We start from the raw sequence: 13,734 nt of genomic DNA on the forward strand, positions 1-13,734 counted from the left end.
GCCGGGGCCTCACAGCGGCAGACGGCGGAAGACCGTGCGCGGCACGTGCCGCAGGGCTGACATCACCAGGCGCATCGCGCCCGGCACCCACACCGTCTCCGAACGGCGCCACAACCCCTGCTCGATCGCGTGCGCCACCGCCTCCGGGGTCGTCGCCATCGGCGCCTCCGACAGGCCCGCCGTCATCCGCGTCCGGACGAAGCCGGGCCGGACGACCATCACGTGGACACCCGAGCCGTGCAGGGCGTCGCCCAGCCCCTGGGCGAAGGCGTCCAGGCCCGCCTTGCTGGAGCCGTAGATGAAGTTGGCCCGCCGGACGCGCTCACCGGCCACCGACGACAGCACGACCAGCGAGCCGTGCCCCTGGGCGCGCAGGGCGTTGGCGCAGATCAGACCGGCCGACACGGCGCCGGTGTAGTTGGTCTGGGCGACGCGCACGGCGGCGAGGGGCGCCGCCTCGTCGCGCCCCTGGTCCCCCAGGACGCCGAAGGCGAGCAGCACCATGTCGACGTCGCCCTCCGCGAAGACCTTGCCCAGGGTCTCCTCGTGCGCGGCCGGGTCCAGGGCGTCGAAGGGGAGGGTGCGCACGGTCACCGCGTCCTCCTCCGGGCGCAGTCCGCGCAGCGAGGCGGCGGCGGCCTCCAGGGCGGGGGAGGGGCGGCCGGCCAGCCACACCGTACGCGTACGCCGCGCGATCAGGCGGCGGGCGGTGGCGAGACCGATCTCGGACGTACCACCGAGGACGAGCAGGGACTGGGGGGCGCCGAAGGCGTCCTTCATGACGTACTCCTTACAGGCCGAGACGGCGGGCGAGGTCCGAGGTGAACACCGAGCGCGGGTCGAGCTCCGCGCGCAGGGCGAGGAAGTCGGGCAGACGCGGGTACATGGCACGCAGCGCCTCCGGGCCCAGCCGGGAGTCCTTCGCGAGGTAGACGCGCCCGCCCGCGCCCGCCACCTCCTCGTCGAGCTCGTCGAGGAACGCGCCGAGACCGGTGAGCCCGGCCGGGATGTCCAGCGCCAGCGTCCAGCCGGGCATGGGGAACGACAGCCAGCCGGGGTCCCCCTCGCCGAACCGCTTCAGGACCGCGAGGAAGGAGGGACAGCCCCGGCGCGCGATCCGGCGCACGATGCGGCTCAGGGTGTCCTCCCGCCCGTATCCGACGACGAACTGGTACTGGACGAAGCCGCCGCGCCCGTACACCCGGTTCCAGTGCGGCACCCCGTCCAGGGGGTGGAAGAAGGCGGACAGCCGCTGGAGCTCGCCGGTGCGGTGGCGGGGCGCCTTGCGGTACCAGAGCTCGTTGAACAGCCCGACCGCCGGGCGGCTCAGCAGCCCCTCGGGGACGAAGGCGGGGGCGGCCGGCAGCCGGCCGGGGCGGAAGGCGAGCGGGTCGCGCCGGGCCCGCCGGGGGAGCGCGTCGTACGGGGCGTGGTCGCCGCGCGTGAGGACGGCCCGGCCGGTGGCGGCCCCGCGCGCCAGCAGGTCGATCCAGGCGACCGAGTAGCGGTAGCCGTGGTCGTTGGCGGTGAGGCGGGCCATCAGGTCGTCGAGGTCGGTGGCCCGCTCGGTGTCGACCGACATCAGGGACGTCTCGACGGGCAGCAGCTGGATCGTCGCCGAGAGGATCACGCCGGTCAGGCCCATGCCGCCGGTGGTCGCGTCGAAGAGGTCGGTGCCGGGGAGGACGGTGCGGACCGTGCCGTCGGCGGTGAGGAGGTCGAAGGCGCGTACGTGGCGGCCGAAGGAACCGGAGACGTGGTGGTTCTTGCCGTGGATGTCGGCGCCGATGGCCCCGCCGACGGTGACGTAGCGGGTGCCGGGGGTGACCGGCACGAACCAGCCGAGCGGCAGCAGCACCTCCATCAGGCGGTGCAGGCTGACGCCCGCGTCGCACACCACGAGGCCGGCGTCCGCGTCGATGGAGCGGATACGGGCCAGGGCGGTCATGTCCAGTACGGCGCCGCCGGCGTTCTGGGCCGCGTCGCCGTACGCCCGGCCGAGGCCGCGGGCGATGCCCCCGCGGGTGCCGCAGGCGCGGACGGCGGCGGCTGCTTCCTCGTAGCTGCGGGGGCGCACGAGCCGGGCGACGGACGGGGCGGTGCGGCCCCAGCCGGTCACCGGCTCGGCCGGCTCGGTGGAGGTCTCGGCGTCAGACATGGATGCGACCGTATCGCCGTACTTGCGTAGTTCGGGTGGTTTGTCGGTTGAGTCGCCCGACTCGCCGAAATGGGTGATTAAACGAGTGTCATGAAAGATTGCCGCGTCCTGGGGGGCGCGCCGCGCCAGAGTCGTCCGTGGACGACGAAAGGGGTGGCGGAGCATGCGCAAGGCGGGCACCCGGTGGGAGGACGCCGATCGTCGGCTGTCGGACGCGCTGTACGGGTTCGGCCACCGCAGGCCGGTGGTGGCGGCGGCCGCGCGGACGCTGTCGCTCGCGGGAGAGCACGCGGCGCTCTGGCTCGCGGCCGGCCTCGCCGCGGCGGCTGCCGACCGCCCGCGCCGCGGCCCCTGGCTGCGCGCCACGGCGCTGACGGTCACCGCGCACCTGGTGGCCTCGACCCTGAAACCCCTCTCCCGCCGCCCCCGCCCCTCCCCCCGCGCCGCACCCCCCGCCCCCGCCGCCCTCCCCGCATCCCCGGGCCCGGCGCCCGTCGCCGGGGCGGCGTCCACGGGTATGGCACCCGCCTCCGGGGCGGCACCCGCCTCCGGGGCGGCACCCGCCTCCGGGGCGGCACCCGCCTCCGGGGCGGGCGTCCGTCGCGGCCGGGTGGCCGCCGGCGGCCGGCGCGCGCTCCCGGGCGCGGGCCGCACCGGTCGGCGCGCCGGGTTCCCGGAGGCGGCCGGGGCCGACGGCGCGGTCCCCCGGGCGGCGCGGGGGCCGTTCCGGCCCGTCGTGGGGCGGTACTCCTTCCCCAGCTCGCACGCCGCCTCCGCCTCCGCCGCCGCCGTGGCGTTCGCGGCGGTGCGGTCCGGCACCCGCTGGACCGGCACCCCCGTGGCCGCCGCGATGTGCCTGTCCCGCCTGCTGCTGGGCGTCCACTACCCGACCGACGTGGTGGCCGGCGCCCTGCTGGGCGCCGTGACGGCCCGGGTGGGCGGCCGATGGCCGGCGCCGACCGTGCAGGATCGTTTCTCCGGGGCCGGGGCCGGGGCCGGGGCCGGGGCCGGGGGACACCGTGGGTGAGCCGACCGTCGCGGCGGCCGTCACCCGCCCGCTGCCCCAGGCGGCCGTGCTGCCCCTCGGGCTCGTACGGGCCGCGCGCCCCCGCCAGTGGGTCAAGAACGTGCTCGTGGCCGCCGCGCCCGCCGCCGCCGGGCAGCTGGTGTCCCGGCACACCGCCGTACAACTCGGCCTCGTCTTCCTGCTGTTCACCGCCGCCGCGTCCGCCGTCTACCTGGTCAACGACGCCCGCGACGCCGAGGCCGACCGCGCCCACCCCGTCAAGTGCCGCCGCCCCGTGGCCGCCGGGGAGGTCCCCGTCCCCGTGGCGTACGGCACCGGCGGCGTCCTCGCGCTCGCGGCGCTGCTCGGCGCCGCCGTGCTGTGCAACGCCCTGACGGCCGGGCTGCTGGCCGCGTACCTGGTCATGCAGGTCGCCTACTGCCTGCGCCTCAAGCACGTCCTGGTCGTCGACCTCGCGGTCGTCACGACCGGCTTCGTGATGCGCGCCATGATCGGCGGCGTGGCGCTCGGCATCCCGCTCTCCCGCTGGTTCCTCATCACCACCGGCTTCGGCGCCCTGTTCATGGTCGCCGCCAAGCGCTACTCCGAGGCCGTCCAGATGGCCGGGCGCGGGGGTGAGACACGGCTCCTGCTCACCGAGTACACCACCGGGTACCTCCGCTTCGTGTGGCAGCTCGCCGCCGGCGTCGCGGTGCTCGGCTACTGCCTCTGGGCGCTGGAGCACAGCGGCCCCTGGCGGCAGCTCTCCACCATCGCCTTCATCCTCGCCGTCCTGCGCTACGCGGTCTTCGCCGACCGCGGCACCGCCGGCGCCCCCGAGGACGTCGTCCTGCGCGACCGCCCCCTCGCGGTGATCGGGCTCGCCTGGCTGGCGATGTACGGGATGGCGGTGGCCGACCTGTGAGGCGCGAGGCGCTCGGTTTCCTGGTCGTGGGCGGTGTCGCGTACGCCGCCGACCTCGCGCTCTTCCTCGCGCTGCGGCCCCACCTCGACCCGCTCACCGCCAAGGTCCTCGCCTTCCTCGCCGGCTGCACCGTCGCGTACCTCGGCAACGCCCTGGGCACCTACCGCCGCCGGAGCCTCCACCTGCGCCAGTACGGGGCCTTCTTCGGCGTCAACCTCGCGGGCGCCGCCGTGCAGCTGGCGTGCCTCGGCGTGTCGCACTACGGGCTCGGGCTGACCTCGCCGCTGGCCGACACCGTCTCCGGGCTGGGCGTGGGCATGGCCCTCGCCACCTGCGTGCGCTTCTGGGGGACCCGCACACTCGTCTTCGGCCCACGGGGTAGGGGCACGTCATGGACTGGCTGACCAAGCTCCCGATCCTCGGCCCGTGGGTCGCGCGCCTGATGCGTACGCACGCCTGGCGCTCCTACGACACCCTCGACCACGCCCACTGGACCCGCCTGGCCGCCGCCATCACGTTCATCAGCTTCCTGGCGCTGTTCCCGCTGATCACCGTCGCCGCCGCCGTGGGAGCCGCGCTCCTCGGCGACCGTCAGCTGCGCGACCTGGAGGACCGGATCGCCGAACAGGTGCCCGGGATCTCCGACCAGCTGGACCTGGACGCGCTCGTCGCCAACGCCGGCACGGTGGGTCTCGTGGCCGGTGCCCTGCTGCTGTTCACCGGCATCGGCTGGGTGGGCTCCATGCGCGACTGCCTGCGGGCCGTGTGGGGGACCGACGACTGCGACGAGGGCAATCCCGTCGTCCGCAAGGGCAAGGACGCGGTCGTCCTGCTCGGCCTCGGCGTGACCGGCCTCGCCTCGCTGGCCGCCTCCGGCCTGGGCTCCACCGCCATCGGCTGGACCGCCGAGCGCCTCGGTGTCTCCGAGGGCGGCGCCGGCGGCGTACTCCTGAGGGCCGCGGCCCTGGCGGCCGCCGTCCTCGCCGACTTCCTGATCCTGCTGTACGTCCTGACGCTGCTGCCCGGCGTCCATCCGCCGCGCCGCCGCCTCGTGGTGGCCGGGCTGATCGGCGCGGTCGGCTTCGAGGCGCTGAAGCTGCTGCTCGGCGGCTATATGAAGGGCGTGGCGGCGAAGTCGATGTACGGGGCCTTCGGGGTGCCCGTCGCACTCCTGCTGTGGATCAACTTCACCGCCAAGCTGCTGCTCTACTGCGCCGCGTGGACCGCTACTCGCCCCCGGAGCCCGGCCGACGACGACGGCGTACCAGATCGGGAAGCGGCCAGCGCCGGTTGACCACGAACCACCCGCCCGCCAGCAGCACCAGCACCCCGCCGGCCACCGCCAGCGCCGTCCCGGCCCCGCCGCCGCCCGTCGCCGCGATCGTCGCCCGGCCGTCGCCGTCCCCGGTCGCCTGGTCGCCGCCGCCCGGTCCGGTCTGCCCGGTCCCGCCGCTCCCACCCGTCCCGGACCCGGTCTCCGCCGACCTCGGCGGCACCAGCTCGCCCACCGGCTTCACCTTCCCGGCCGCCGAGAAGCCCCAGTCCAGCAGCCGGGCCGCCTCCTTGTAGACGGCGTGGCCCTCCTTCGCCGACGGGTTCATCACGGTGACCAGCAGCACCTTGCCGCCCCGCTCGGCGACCCCGGTGAAGGTGGCGCCCGCGTGCGTCGTGTTGCCGTTCTTCACCCCGGCGATGCCCTGGTACGCCGGGATCCCGTAGTCACCGGTCAGCAGCCGGTTGGTGTTCTGGATCTCGAACGTCGAACGCTTCTTGTTCCCGGGCTTGACCTCCCCGGGGAACTGCGCGCGCGGCGTGGAGCAGTACTCCCGGAAGTCCTTGTTCTGCATACCGCTGCGTGCGATCAGCGTGAGGTCGTACGCGGACGAGAGCTGGCCGGCCGCGTCGTACCCGTCCGGCGAGACGACGTGCGTGTCGAGTGCCTGGAGCTCGGCCGCGCGGGCGTTCATGTCCTGGACCGTCTTGCCGATGCCGCCGTTCATCGACGACAGGACGTGCACCGCGTCGTTGCCGGAGCGGAGGAAGACGCCCAGCCACAGGTCGTGGACGGTGTAGGTCTGCTTCTCCTTGACCCCGACGAGGCTGGACCCCGCGCCGACCTTGGCCAGCTCGCCGGGCGCGACCACATGGGTCCGCGTCTTGGGCAGTCTGGGCAGCACCGTGTCGGCGAACAGCATCTTCAGCGTGGAGGCCGGGGGGAGCCGCCAGTGGGCGTTGTGCGAGGCCAGCACCGCGCCGCTCTCCGCGTCCGCCACGATCCACGAGCGGCCCGTGACCTCCTTGGGCAGCACGGGCACGCCGGGCGCCAGGTTCACCTGCGTGCCGGGCCTGCCGAGCTTCGCCCCGCCGACCGTCGACATGACGGCGGGCGGCTTCGGCTGCTTGTCCTCCTTGTCCGGGCCCGGCGCCGCCAGGGCCGGGGCGGCGGTGAGGACGGGCAGCAGCGCGGCGGCGGCGACCGACAGAACGGTCTTCTTCAGAGCGGGCACGGTCGTGAACGTACAGGGAGCCCCGGGGGAAGCCGACACCACACCCCGCAGGAGGCCCCCGACCGGCGGCGGCGATACTGAGGCCATGAAGCTCAGCCGCTCCGCCTCCTGGTTCCTGCTCGCTTTCGGGGTGTGGAGCTGGTTCATCTGGATCACTTTCGTCAAGAATCTCTGGAACGACGGGAGCGGTCTCGCCTTCGACGACGCGGGCGACCCGACTGCCTACTTCTGGGTTCATCTGCTGCTCGCCATCACGTCCTTTGTTCTGGGGACGGTGGTGGGCGTCATCGGGTTGCGTGGTGTCCGCGCGTTGCGCCGGGGCCCGCGCGTCGAACAAGGGGGGTAGGGGCCGGTGTTGCTCGTCTCGCTGGTGCTCGTCGTGGTCGTCGGCCTGCTGGGGGCCGTGCACTGGTACGTGTGGCGGCGCCTGGTGCGCGACGTCACGGCGCCGGGCGGTACGGCGCGGCGCCTGGGCACGATCGCCCTGGTCGTGCTGCCGCTGCTGTCGCTGGGCGCGCTGATGGCGGGCCGGGCCGGGGCGCCGTTCTGGCTCCAGCGGGTGGTGTCCTGGCCGGGCTTCCTGTGGCTGGCGCTGCTGCTGTACGTGGTGCTCGCCCTGGTGGTGGGCGAGGCGGTCCGGCCCCTGCTGCGGCGGGCGCTGGACCGCCGGGGGGCCGCACGGGAGCCGGGCGCGCCCGTGGCGGCGACGCCGGTGACGGCGGTGCCGGCGACGGCGACGCCGGTGTCCGCGCAGGCCGTGTCCGGGCAGGCCGTGTCCGGGACGGCCGGTGCGCCCGCGCGGTCCGGCGCACCGGCCGGCGCCGCGCCGCCCGAGGAGCGCGAGGCCGCCGAGGCGCGCGAGGTGCCCGGGCCGTCACGGCGGTTGTTCGTGTCGCGCGTCGTCGGTGGCGCCGCGGCGGCCGCCGCCCTGGGGACGGTCGGGTACGGGACGTACGGCGTCCTGCGCGGGCCGCGGGTCAAGCGGGTCACGGTGCCGCTCGCGAAGCTGGCCCGAGGGGTGCACGGGTACCGGATAGCCGTGGTGAGCGACATCCACCTCGGACCCATCCTGGGGCGGGCCCACACCCAGCGCATCGTGGACGCGATCAACGCCACCCAGCCCGACCTGGTGGCCGTCGTCGGCGACCTGGTCGACGGCAGCGTCGAGGACCTCGGCCCCGCCGCCGAGCCCCTCGCCCGGCTCCGTGCCCGGGACGGCTCCTTCTTCGTGACCGGCAACCACGAGTACTTCTCCGGCGCGCAGGAGTGGGTCGACCACGTGCGCGAACTGGGCCTGCGCCCGCTGCGCAACGAGCGCGTGGAGATCGCCGGGTTCGACCTCGCGGGCGTCAACGACGTCGCGGGCGAGAACTACGGCGACGGCCCCGACTTCGCCGCCGCGCTCGGCGACCGCGACCGGGCGCGCGCCGCCGTGCTGCTCGCGCACCAGCCGGTCGTCATCCACGACGCCGTGGCGCACGGGGTCGACCTCCAGCTGTCCGGCCACACCCACGGCGGTCAGCTCTGGCCCGGCAACTTCCTCGCGGAGCTGGCCAACCCCACCGTCGCCGGGCTCGAACGGTACGGCGACACGCAGCTGTACGTGTCCCGGGGCGCGGGCGCCTGGGGGCCGCCCGTCCGCGTCGGCGCCCCGTCCGACATCACGCTCGTGGAGCTGGCGTCGAAGCAGGCGTGACCGTCCCGGTCACGCCGGCCGGCAGGAACTCCACCAGCACCTCGTGCAGTTGCCGCACCAGCGGGCGCAGGGCCCGGAACCGGGACAGCGCGATGGCCCGGGCGACCAGGGGCGCGGTGCGTACGACGAGACGGCGGCTGCGCTCGGTGCCCACCGACCGGTCGTACACCCAGAACAGCACCAGCCCCATCTGCGCCAGCCACATCAGGTGCGGCAGGAGCCCGGCCAGTTCCGGAGCGGTCTTGGTGTCGGAGCCGGACAGGACCCGCTCCTGGATGGCGACGGCCGCCTCACGCGCGGCGACCGACTCGGGCGAGAAGGGGCTCAGCGGGCTGTCGGGGTCGGCGGCGTTCTTGAAGAACTGGGTGGCGAACGGGTGGTAGGGCTCGGCCACGTCCAGCCACGTCAGCAGCGTGTCCCGGATCCGTGCCGCCAGGTCCCGCTCGCCCGCCAGGACGGGCTCGACGGCGGCCCCGTGCTCGGCGGCGAGCCGGTCGTAGAAGCCCTGGACCAGGTGTTCCTTGGAGGAGAAGTAGTAGTAGGCGTTGCCGACGGAGACGCCGGCCTCCTGGGCGATGACGCGCATCGTCGTCCGGTCGTAACCGCGCTCCTGGAACAGCCGGAGCGCGGTTTCGAGGATGAGGGTGCGGGTCTGCTCGGCCTTGGGGGCCTTGGCGGGCCTGGGGGGCTTCGGCGCCTGGGCGTCCGTCACGTGCTTCACGTCCTTCAGGGTGCTCGAGCAGCCTGACTGTAGCCCCTGGGTTTGAACAGGTTCAAGCCGACCTGTCGCCACCCGGCGGCCACCGACCCGCTGCCCGGCCACCGGCTCCCGAAAGGCCCGGTCCCCGGGCCTCCGCCCCGGCCCCTAGGGCGCCACCTTGATGGCGCTCACCGGGCACGCCCGGGCCGCCTCCCGCACCAGGGGGCTCCCGGCGCCGTCCTCCCGGCCGGGGAGCAGCTCGCTGAACCCGTCGTCGTCCTGGGTGAACACGTCCGGCGCGGTCAGGGCGCACTGGCCCGCGCCGATGCAGACGGTCTTGTCGATCAGAATGTCCATGGACCTCATCCTCACCATGCGACGGGGAGTTCCAGCATTCCCTGGATCGTGTCCCCGGGTTTGAACGGGATCTCCTCGGGCGGGGCCGCCAGCCGCAGTCCCGGCAGCCGCTCGAAGAGCGTGCCCAGTGCGATCTCCATCTCCGCCCGTGCCAGGTTCTGGCCCAGGCACTGGTGGATGCCGAAGCCGAACGCCACGTGGTGGCGGGCCGACCGGTGCCAGTCCAGCCGGTCCGGTTCCGGGTATGCGGACGTGTCCCGGTTGATGACCGACGTCGAGAAGATGACTCCCTCGTCCGCCCGGATGGTCACCCCGTCGGTCTCGATGTCCTCGGTGGCCACCCGCAGCATGCCGTCCGCGATCGACAGGAACCGCAGCAGCTCCTCCACCGCGGCCGGCATCAGCTCCGGGTCGGCCTTCAGCTCGGCCCACTGCTCCGGGTGCTGGAGCAGCGTGAACGTGCCGAGCGAGATCATGTTCGCCGTGGTCTCGTGACCGGCCACCAGCAGGATCGTGGCCATAGCGATCAGTTCCTGCTTGTCGAGACGGCCGTGGGCGAGCTGTTGCGCGACCAGGTCGTCGATGACGCCTTCCCCGGGTTTGTCGCGTTTCCGCTCCACCAGATCGCCGAGGTAGCCCTCCAGCTGTTCGCGGGCGTCCTCGATGTCCTCCGCCGCCGGGCCGCGCAGCAGCCGGCGCGACTGCTCCTCGAAGAAGTGGTGGTCGGCGTACGGCACGCCCAGCAGGTCGCAGATGACGATGGACGGCACCGGCAGGGCGAAGGCCGACACCAGCTCGGCCGGCGGCCCCTGCTCGACCATCGCGTCGATCAGCTCGTCCACCGTCCGCCGGATGCGCGGTCGCAGGTCGGCCGTGCGCTTGAGCGTGAAGCTCGGGATGAGCATTCTGCGCTGCGCGTTGTGCTCCGGGTCGTCCACGCCCAGCAGGGCGGCACGGCGGCGGCTGCGCACGGCCGCGAAGCGCTCCGTGGGGAGCGGGAAGGCCGCGTTGGTGGAGTCGGTGGACAACCGCTGGTCGGACAGCAGCCGGCGGGCGGTCGCGTGCCCGGTGACGACCCAGACGGACCGGCCGTCGTAGAGCGTGACGCGGGACAGCGGCCGCGACTCGCGCAGCGGCCGGTAGGCGGTGGGCGGGTGGTAGGGACACGTGCGGTCCTGGGGGAACGCCACGGCTTCCGTCATGGGTGCCTCGCAAGCGACGGGGATCGGATTGCCGATCTCCACTACATGCCTCAGGCATCCATCCGGTCTACACGTAGTTCGGCCAAACCACCGGTACGGGCGACGTACAGGCCGAAGGGCCCGCTTCCGTGAGGAAACGGGCCCTTCGGCGGCGTGCCGGGAAGCTCAGAAGCGGCGCGTGATCAGCGCGCGCTTCACTTCCTGGATCGCCTTGGTGACCTCGATACCGCGCGGGCAGGCGTCCGTGCAGTTGAACGTGGTGCGGCAGCGCCACACGCCGTCCTTGTCGTTGAGGATCTCCAGCCGCTGCTCGCCGGCCTCGTCGCGCGAGTCGAAGATGAAGCGGTGGGCGTTGACGATCGCGGCCGGACCGAAGTACTGGCCGTCGTTCCAGAACACCGGGCAGGACGACGTGCACGCGGCGCACAGGATGCACTTGGTGGTGTCGTCGAACCGCTCGCGGTCCTCGGCGGACTGCAGCCGCTCACGCGTCGGCTCGTTGCCCTTGGTGACGAGGAAGGGCATCACGTCGCGGTACGCCTGGAAGAACGGCTCCATGTCCACGACCAGGTCCTTGAGGACCGTCAGGCCCTTTATGGCCTCGACCGTGATGGGCTTCTCCGGGTTGATGTCCTTGATCAGCGTCTTGCAGGCGAGCCTGTTCTTGCCGTTGATCCGCATCGCGTCGGAGCCGCAGATGCCGTGCGCGCAGGACCGCCGGAAGGTCAGCGAGCCGTCGACGTCCCACTTGATCTTGTGGAGACCGTCGAGCACGCGCTCCTTCGGGTCGATCTCGATCTGGAAGTCCTGCCACTGGGCCTCGTCCGAGACCTCCGGGTCGAACCGGCGGATCCGGAAGGTGACCGTGATGTAGGGAGAGGCGGCGGAGTCCGCCTCGACCTTGTCCAGTACGGGGGTAGCCATCAGTACTTACGCTCCATCGGCTGGTAGCGGGTCTGGACGACGGGCTTGTAGTCGAGACGCACGGTCTCGGAGCCGTCGGCGCCGACCTCGCGGTACGCCATGGTGTGGCGCATGAAGTTGACGTCGTCGCGGTTCGGGTAGTCCTCGCGGTAGTGACCGCCGCGGGACTCCTTGCGGGCCAGCGCCGAGACGGCCATGACCTCGGCCAGGTCGAGCAGGTTGCCCAGCTCGATGGCCTCCAGCAGGTCCGTGTTGAACCGCTTGCCCTTGTCCTGGATCGACACGTTCCGGTACCGCTCGCGCAGCTCGGCGATCTTCTCGACCGCCGTCTTGATCGTCTGCTCGGTGCGGAACACCATCACGTTGGCGTCCATCGTCTCCTGCAGCTCCTTGCGCAGCACCGAGACCCGCTCGCTGCCGGTGGAGTCGCGCAGCCGCTCGACCTGCTCCCGCACGAAGGAGGCGGGGTCCTCCGGCAGCTCGACGTAGTCGGCCTTGGCGGAGTACTCGGCGGCGGCGATGCCGGCGCGCTTGCCGAAGACGTTGATGTCGAGCAGCGAGTTGGTGCCCAGGCGGTTGGCGCCGTGCACCGACACGCACGCGACCTCGCCGGCGGCGTACAGGCCCGGCACGACGGTGGTGTTGTCGCTGAGGACCTCACCCTCGACGTTGGTCGGGATGCCGCCCATGGCGTAGTGCGCGGTCGGCTGGATCGGGATCGGGTCCGTGTAGGGCTCGATGCCGAGGTACGTCCGCGCGAACTCGGTGATGTCGGGGAGCTTGGCGTCCAGCTGCTCCGGCGGCAGGTGGGTGAGGTCCAGGTAGACGTGGTCGCCCTCGGGACCGCAGCCGCGGCCCTCGCGGATCTCCGTGTAGATGGAGCGCGAGACGACGTCGCGCGAGGCGAGGTCCTTCATGACGGGCGCGTACTTCTCCATGAAGCGCTCGCCGTCCTTGTTGCGGAGGATGCCGCCCTCACCGCGGGCGCCCTCCGTCAGCAGGATGCCCATGCGCCAGATGCCCGTCGGGTGGAACTGGAAGAACTCCATGTCCTCCAGCGGCAGGCCGCGCCGGTAGCAGGCGGCCTGGCCGTCGCCGGTGAGGGTGTGCGCGTTGGACGTCACCTTGAAGAACTTGCCGGTGCCGCCGGACGCGTAGATCACGGCCTTCGCCTGGAAGACGTGGATCTCGCCGGTGGCCAGCTCGTAGGCGACCACACCGGCGGACTTCTTGACGCCGTCGACCTCGGTGATCAGCTGGTCCAGGACGTAGAACTCGTTGAAGAACTCCACGCCCTCCTTGACGCAGTTCTGGTACAGCGTCTGGAGGATCATGTGACCGGTGCGGTCCGCGGCGTAGCAGGACCGGCGGACCGGGGCCTCGCCGTGGTTGCGGGAGTGGCCGCCGAAGCGGCGCTGGTCGATGGTGCCGTCCGGGGTCCGGTTGAACGGCAGGCCCATCTTCTCCAGGTCGAGGACGGCGTCGATGGCCTCCTTCGCCAGGATCTCGGCGGCGTCCTGGTCGACCAGGTAGTCACCGCCCTTGACCGTGTCGAAGGTGTGCCACTCCCAGTTGTCCTCCTCCACGTTCGCCAGCGCGGCGGCCATGCCGCCCTGCGCGGCGCCCGTGTGGGAGCGGGTCGGGTAGAGCTTCGTCAGCACGGCGGTACGGCTGCGCTTCGTCGCCTCGATGGCGGCGCGCATGCCCGCGCCGCCGGCGCCGACGATGACGGTGTCGTACTTGTGGATCTTCATGCGGATTTCCTCAGCCCCGTGCCTAGCGGATGTTCGGGTCGAAGGTGAAGATCACCAGCGTGCCCAGAAGGATGGTGAACACCGTGGCGGTGTACAGCAGGCCCTTGAGCCACAGGCGCGTGTTCGGGCGCTCGGCGTAGTCGTTGATCACGGTACGCAGGCCGTTGGCGCCGTGCAGCATCGCCAGCCACAGCATCAGCAGGTCCCAGACCTGCCAGAACGGGGACGCCCAGCGGCCGGCCACGAAGGCGAAGCCGATCTTGGAGACGCCGCCGTCCAGCACGAGCTGGATCAGCAGGTGGCCGATGACGAGGACGACCAGCACGATGCCCGACAGCCGCATGAAGAGCCACGCGGCCATCTCGAAGTTGCCCCGGGTCGACTTCGGGGTCTTGCCCGTCCGCTTGCGGGGCGCCTCGATGTACGGGGCCGGGTTGTCGACGTCGTAGAGGCTCTCGCCCTCGACCGGGCCGACGGCGGACTTGGTGAGGTCAGTGGACATCTC

The 13,734-nt window shown here is 72.7% G+C and carries 15 protein-coding genes; 6 read left to right on the forward strand and 9 right to left on the reverse strand.

The genetic code is table 11. The features are described from left to right. Positions 1-9: 9 nt before the first annotated feature. Together dprE2 and dprE1 are read right to left on the reverse strand one after the other, a co-directional pair. On the reverse strand, positions 10-780 hold the full coding sequence (gene dprE2 / locus IE109_RS11815) for a decaprenylphospho-beta-D-erythro-pentofuranosid-2-ulose 2-reductase (RefSeq protein ID WP_189550753.1): 771 nt from the start codon (positions 778-780) through the stop codon (positions 10-12). Positions 781-790: 10 nt separating this feature from the next. Next, positions 791-2,158: a decaprenylphosphoryl-beta-D-ribose oxidase gene (dprE1, locus tag IE109_RS11820; RefSeq protein WP_189550754.1), complete on the reverse strand. Its 1,368-nt coding sequence runs from the start codon at positions 2,156-2,158 to the stop codon at positions 791-793. A gap of 163 nt (positions 2,159-2,321) precedes the next feature. Between dprE1 and IE109_RS33860 the strand changes: the two genes are divergently transcribed. The 4 genes from IE109_RS33860 to IE109_RS11840 are packed head-to-tail and all read left to right on the forward strand — an operon-like array spanning position 2,322 to position 5,383. Next, positions 2,322-3,185, forward strand: a complete 864-nt coding sequence (locus IE109_RS33860; protein ID WP_189550755.1) for a phosphatase PAP2 family protein — start codon at positions 2,322-2,324, stop codon at positions 3,183-3,185. Next, a complete protein-coding gene (locus IE109_RS11830) occupies positions 3,178-4,089 on the forward strand; it encodes a decaprenyl-phosphate phosphoribosyltransferase (protein ID WP_189550756.1) in 912 nt (303 codons plus the stop codon). The genes IE109_RS33860 and IE109_RS11830 overlap by 8 nt, the downstream gene beginning before the upstream one ends. Then, positions 4,086-4,493 carry a GtrA family protein gene (locus IE109_RS11835; protein ID WP_308431354.1) on the forward strand — a complete coding sequence of 136 codons (408 nt, stop codon included), beginning with the start codon at positions 4,086-4,088 and terminating at the stop codon, positions 4,491-4,493. The genes IE109_RS11830 and IE109_RS11835 overlap by 4 nt, the downstream gene beginning before the upstream one ends. Next, positions 4,481-5,383 carry a YihY/virulence factor BrkB family protein gene (locus IE109_RS11840; protein ID WP_189550757.1) on the forward strand — a complete coding sequence of 301 codons (903 nt, stop codon included), beginning with the start codon at positions 4,481-4,483 and terminating at the stop codon, positions 5,381-5,383. The genes IE109_RS11835 and IE109_RS11840 overlap by 13 nt, the downstream gene beginning before the upstream one ends. Here the strand turns inward: IE109_RS11840 and IE109_RS11845 are convergent. After that, positions 5,316-6,596 carry a D-alanyl-D-alanine carboxypeptidase family protein gene (locus tag IE109_RS11845; protein WP_229890906.1) on the reverse strand — a complete coding sequence of 427 codons (1,281 nt, stop codon included), beginning with the start codon at positions 6,594-6,596 and terminating at the stop codon, positions 5,316-5,318. The genes IE109_RS11840 and IE109_RS11845 overlap by 68 nt on opposite strands. Positions 6,597-6,681: 85 nt before the next feature. Between IE109_RS11845 and IE109_RS11850 the strand changes: the two genes are divergently transcribed. Next, entirely contained in the window at positions 6,682-6,942 is a 261-nt protein-coding gene (locus IE109_RS11850) for an SCO4848 family membrane protein (protein ID WP_189550759.1), read from the forward strand. A gap of 6 nt (positions 6,943-6,948) precedes the next feature. Next, entirely contained in the window at positions 6,949-8,292 is a 1,344-nt protein-coding gene (locus IE109_RS11855; RefSeq protein ID WP_189550760.1) for a metallophosphoesterase, read from the forward strand. Here IE109_RS11855 and IE109_RS11860 read toward each other — a convergent pair. The 6 genes from IE109_RS11860 to IE109_RS11885 form a co-directional block, all read right to left on the reverse strand. After that, the gene (locus tag IE109_RS11860) at positions 8,258-9,004 is read right to left on the reverse strand and encodes a TetR/AcrR family transcriptional regulator (RefSeq protein ID WP_189550951.1); all 747 of its coding nucleotides are present in this window, start codon (positions 9,002-9,004) and stop codon (positions 8,258-8,260) included. The two genes, IE109_RS11855 and IE109_RS11860, sit on opposite strands and share 35 nt — an antisense overlap. 153 nt (positions 9,005-9,157) lie before the next feature. After that, positions 9,158-9,349 (reverse strand): ferredoxin, encoded by a 192-nt coding sequence (locus IE109_RS11865; protein ID WP_189550761.1) that lies wholly within the window; start codon positions 9,347-9,349, stop codon positions 9,158-9,160. 11 nt (positions 9,350-9,360) lie between these two features. Further along, entirely contained in the window at positions 9,361-10,551 is a 1,191-nt protein-coding gene (locus tag IE109_RS11870; RefSeq protein WP_189550762.1) for a cytochrome P450, read from the reverse strand. Positions 10,552-10,716: 165 nt separating this feature from the next. Next, positions 10,717-11,475 carry a succinate dehydrogenase iron-sulfur subunit gene (locus IE109_RS11875; RefSeq protein WP_189550763.1) on the reverse strand — a complete coding sequence of 253 codons (759 nt, stop codon included), beginning with the start codon at positions 11,473-11,475 and terminating at the stop codon, positions 10,717-10,719. Next, positions 11,475-13,229 carry a succinate dehydrogenase flavoprotein subunit gene (gene sdhA, locus IE109_RS11880; protein ID WP_189550764.1) on the reverse strand — a complete coding sequence of 585 codons (1,755 nt, stop codon included), beginning with the start codon at positions 13,227-13,229 and terminating at the stop codon, positions 11,475-11,477. Before sdhA ends, IE109_RS11875 begins: the two co-directional genes overlap by 1 nt. Before the next feature lie 22 nt (positions 13,230-13,251). Continuing rightward, the gene (locus tag IE109_RS11885) at positions 13,252-13,731 is read right to left on the reverse strand and encodes a succinate dehydrogenase hydrophobic membrane anchor subunit (RefSeq protein WP_189550765.1); all 480 of its coding nucleotides are present in this window, start codon (positions 13,729-13,731) and stop codon (positions 13,252-13,254) included. Positions 13,732-13,734: the final 3 nt, after the last annotated feature.

Source organism: Streptomyces lavendofoliae (genome assembly GCF_014649735.1).
Classification (GTDB): Bacteria; Actinomycetota; Actinomycetes; order Streptomycetales; family Streptomycetaceae; genus Streptomyces; species Streptomyces lavendofoliae.

Bases quoted from the DNA above. Each gene is read 5' to 3' on its own strand.
- dprE2 (WP_189550753.1), bottom strand. From the start codon at position 780: ATGAAGGACGCCTTCGGCGCCCCCCAGTCCCTGCTCGTCCTCGGTGGT.
- dprE1 (WP_189550754.1), bottom strand. From the start codon at position 2,158: ATGTCTGACGCCGAGACCTCCACCGAGCCGGCCGAGCCGGTGACCGGC.
- IE109_RS33860 (WP_189550755.1), top strand. From the start codon at position 2,322: ATGCGCAAGGCGGGCACCCGGTGGGAGGACGCCGATCGTCGGCTGTCG.
- IE109_RS11840 (WP_189550757.1), top strand. From the start codon at position 4,481: ATGGACTGGCTGACCAAGCTCCCGATCCTCGGCCCGTGGGTCGCGCGC.
- IE109_RS11850 (WP_189550759.1), top strand. From the start codon at position 6,682: ATGAAGCTCAGCCGCTCCGCCTCCTGGTTCCTGCTCGCTTTCGGGGTG.
- IE109_RS11865 (WP_189550761.1), bottom strand. From the start codon at position 9,349: ATGGACATTCTGATCGACAAGACCGTCTGCATCGGCGCGGGCCAGTGC.
- IE109_RS11870 (WP_189550762.1), bottom strand. From the start codon at position 10,551: ATGACGGAAGCCGTGGCGTTCCCCCAGGACCGCACGTGTCCCTACCAC.
- IE109_RS11875 (WP_189550763.1), bottom strand. From the start codon at position 11,475: ATGGCTACCCCCGTACTGGACAAGGTCGAGGCGGACTCCGCCGCCTCT.
- sdhA (WP_189550764.1), bottom strand. From the start codon at position 13,229: ATGAAGATCCACAAGTACGACACCGTCATCGTCGGCGCCGGCGGCGCG.
- IE109_RS11885 (WP_189550765.1), bottom strand. From the start codon at position 13,731: ATGTCCACTGACCTCACCAAGTCCGCCGTCGGCCCGGTCGAGGGCGAG.